Source organism: Micromonospora sp. CNB394 (genome assembly GCF_000374985.1).
GTDB classification, from domain to species: Bacteria; Actinomycetota; Actinomycetes; order Mycobacteriales; family Micromonosporaceae; genus Micromonospora; species Micromonospora marina.
The window spans coordinates 1-3,489 of sequence record NZ_KB895896.1; the positions used below are offsets into that span (position 1 = coordinate 1).

Consider the following 3,489-nt stretch of genomic DNA (forward strand, 5'->3'; position numbering starts at 1 on the left):
CGAACACACCCGCCTCCGCAACGCCGCCGACCTGCAAACCCAACGAACCTACTGGCGCGAACAACTACGCGACCTACCCCGCCAAGGCAAGGGCCCGGCCGCCGCGCCCCTGGAGCAGGCCCTCGCCTGGGGACCGAAGGCGGGCCACACGCTCACCGTCACCCCCGAGGTGCTCGACCGCTGGGACCGGACCGCCCGCGACCAGCGCTTCAGCCGCTCCAGCTACTTCGTGGCCGCCTTCGCCTCGGCGCTACGCGCCATCCACGGGCAGGACGACATCGCCCTGCTGATGGTGGTCGCCCAGCGCGGCAGCCGCGTCCTCGACTCCGCGTTCACCACCCGGCTCAACCTCAACTGCGTGCGGGTGCGCTTCGACGGGCCGCACGACGACAAGCTGGTCCTGCGGGTCGACGAGACGATCCGCGATCTCATGCGGGCCCAGGACGTTCCCTTCGCGGAGACCGCCGACGATCCCGCCGCCGGGCTCTCCGGCGAGGTGGTCGCGAGCCTGCCGACGTTCGTGTTCCAGGACAACGTGGTGGTGCCGCTGGAGCTGCCCGGCTGCCGGGCCGAGGAGGTCGTCGACCCGTACGCCCGGGAGGTGCCCAACGGGCTCACGGTCGAGGTCCTGCCCCGCGTCGACCATGCTCTCCTGCGCGTCACCATCCGCACCGACTACCTGCCGTACAGCTTCGCCGAGGAGCTGAACCACCACATGCTGCGCTTCCTCGAAGACGGGCCGGCGGGTGCGCCCACCGCCGGTTGACCGTCCGCCCCTGCGTACCGGACCGCTCGTCGCCGCGTGGCATGCGGCCCGTTGTCCCGAGAGTTCGTGGTTGTCCCTTCCGGCGCACCCCTCTGGGTGGCGCCGGCCCTGATCGGAGGCTGGCTCAATGTCTGTCGGAATCGTCGGTGCGCAGGCTACGGATGTCGCTGGGCCCGGCTTCGAGATCCTCGACCTGATGGGGGACCTGCGCCGGCCGGCCGCGTGGCCGGCCCGGGCGGCCTCCGCCTACCGGCGGGTCGACCCGCCCGGCCCGGCGGGGGCGTGCTCTCCCGGCCCGGTGCTGCTGGCCGGTCTGCTGGGGGTGCTGGCCCGGTACACGGGCCAGGCCGAGGTGGCGGTCGGCCTGTCGTCGGGCGGCGTGCTGCGGGTCGACGTCGCGGACGAACCGGGCTTCGGCGAGCTGACGTCGCGGGTGGCCACGGCGCTGGCCGGACCGGTCGCGCGCAGCGCGGGCGCGGTGGGGCCGGTGGTGGTCGGGCTGGTGGACACCCCGGTGGCCGAGGTGGGGCCGGACGTGGTGGACGTGGACATCCTGGTGACCGTCGCGGGAGACGGGTCGGCGCTCCGGGTGGACTACGCCGCCGACGGCTTCTCGGCGGACTGGGTGCGAGGTCTGGTGGACCAGACCGTGTCGTTGCTGTCGGCCGGCGTCCGGGAACCCGGGGTGCCGCTGGGCGCGCTGCCGCTGCTGGGCGCGACCGAGCGCGAGCGGCTGCTCGCGTGGGGCCGGGGCCCGGCCCGCCCGGTGCCAGGTGCACCGCTGCACGAGCTGGTGCTCGAATGGGCGCGACGCACGCCGGACGCGGTGGCCGGCGTGGCCGCCGGGGAGGTGCTGACGTACGCGGAGCTGGCCCGTCGCTCGGGGGAGTTGGCCGCGCGGCTACGGTCGATGGGCGTACGGCCCGGGGACGTGGTGTCGCTGGCGCTGGACCGCAGCATGTGGACCCTCGTCGCCACCCTGGCGGTGCTGCGGGCGGGGGCGGCGTACACGCCGATGGACGTGTCCTGGCCGGCGGAGCGGATGCGAATACTGCTGGCCGACCACGGCGCCCGGGTCGTCCTCACCGTCGGCGAGGTCGCCCCGCGTGTCCCCGGACCTGACGGCGTACGGGTCGTCGCCCTCGATGCCGACTGGCCCACCGTGACGGCGGCCGAGGCGGCCGACCTGCCGGTGGTGGCCCCCTCCCGGCCGGCGTTCGTGATCTACACGTCCGGCTCGACCGGGACACCGAAGGGTGTCGTGCTGACCCACGAGCACCTGACGAACTTCGTCACCTGGATGCGGGAGGAGTGCGCGGTCGGGCCGGACAGCCGGATACTCCATTCCTGTTCCCCGGTCTTCGACGTGGCCCTCGGCGAGATCTACACCGCGCTGACCTCCGGTGCCCGCGTCGTCGTCAGCTCCCGCGACGACCTGCTCGACGCCCGCCGGCTGACTGAGCTGATCGCCAAGGAGCAGGCCACCCACGCGTTCTGCCCACCCACGAACCTCGCCGCCGTCGATCCCGCCGACTGCCCCAGCCTGACGTGCGTGACCCTCGCCGGGGAACCCATTCCGCCCCGCATGGCACACCGCTGGACGGCCGCCGGTGCCCGCCTGATCAACGCGTACGGGCCCGCGGAGGCATCCGTCGCCTGCACCTGGTTCGACGCGTCGAAGGGCTGGCCCGGCGCGTACGTGCCCATCGGCCGACCCATGCCCAACCGGCAGATCCGCGTCGTCGACGCCAAGCTCGACCTCGTCCCCATGGGCGTTCCCGGCGAGATCCTCATCACCGGCGCCGGCGTCGCCGACGGTTACCTCAACCGCCCCGAACTGACCGCCCAGCGGTTCGTCACCGACCCGTACGGCGGCGGGACCGCCTACCGCACCGGCGACCTCGGCCGGTGGAACGCCACCGGAGCGCTGGAGATCCTCGGCCGGATGGACCACCAGGTCAAGGTCAACGGCATCCGGATCGAACTCGGTGAGATCGAAGCGACTCTCGAACAACATCCGGACGTCGGCACCGCCGTCGTCACCCGTCGCGAGGACCAGGGCACCGCCCGGCTCGTCGGCTACGTCACCGGCCGCGACGGCCGCGTTCCCGTCACCGCGGACCTGCGGGCACACGCCGCCGCCGTGCTCCCGCCCTACATGGTCCCCGCCGTGATCATGGTCCTGGACCGGTTCCCCACCGGCGGCACCGGCAAGATCGACCGGCGGGCGCTACCAGAGCCGGGCTCGCGCCGTCCCGACCTCGACGTGCCGTACACCGAACCGGCCACCGAGGGCGAACGCCTCGTCGCGGGGATCTTCGCGACGGTGCTCGGGCTGGACCGGGTCGGGGCACTCGACGGGTTCTTCCACCTCGGCGGCACGTCGTTGCAGTCCGCCGCCGTCGCTGTCGCCCTCGACGAGGCCGCTGACGTGGTGGTGCCCGTCTCGCAGATCCACCGCACGCCCACCCCGCACGAGCTGGCCCGCTGGCTCGCCACCGCCCCCCGCCGCCCGGGGGCCGAGCCGGCGCCGTCCGTCACGGGCCGTCCCGGCCCGTCGAAGCCCGTCCCGCTGACCCCGTCGGTCGCGAAGTGCGTCGTGCTCCCCTTCGAACTGGTCTGCCCGACCACCTGGTGGATCGAGGGTGAGCTGGACCTACGAGCCCTCATGGCCGCCCTCGGCGACATACACCACCGCCACCAGGCCCTGCACGCCCGCTACC

General features: G+C 73.6%; 2 protein-coding genes. Both read left to right on the forward strand.

Translation table 11 applies throughout. The features are described from left to right. The coding region (locus tag C569_RS31625; RefSeq protein WP_036347502.1) for a condensation domain-containing protein at positions 1-766 on the forward strand (766 nt) is incomplete at its 5' end. Positions 767-893: 127 nt separating this feature from the next. Then, on the forward strand, positions 894-3,489 hold a 2,596-nt coding region (locus C569_RS0129380; protein WP_026268804.1), incomplete at its 3' end, for an amino acid adenylation domain-containing protein.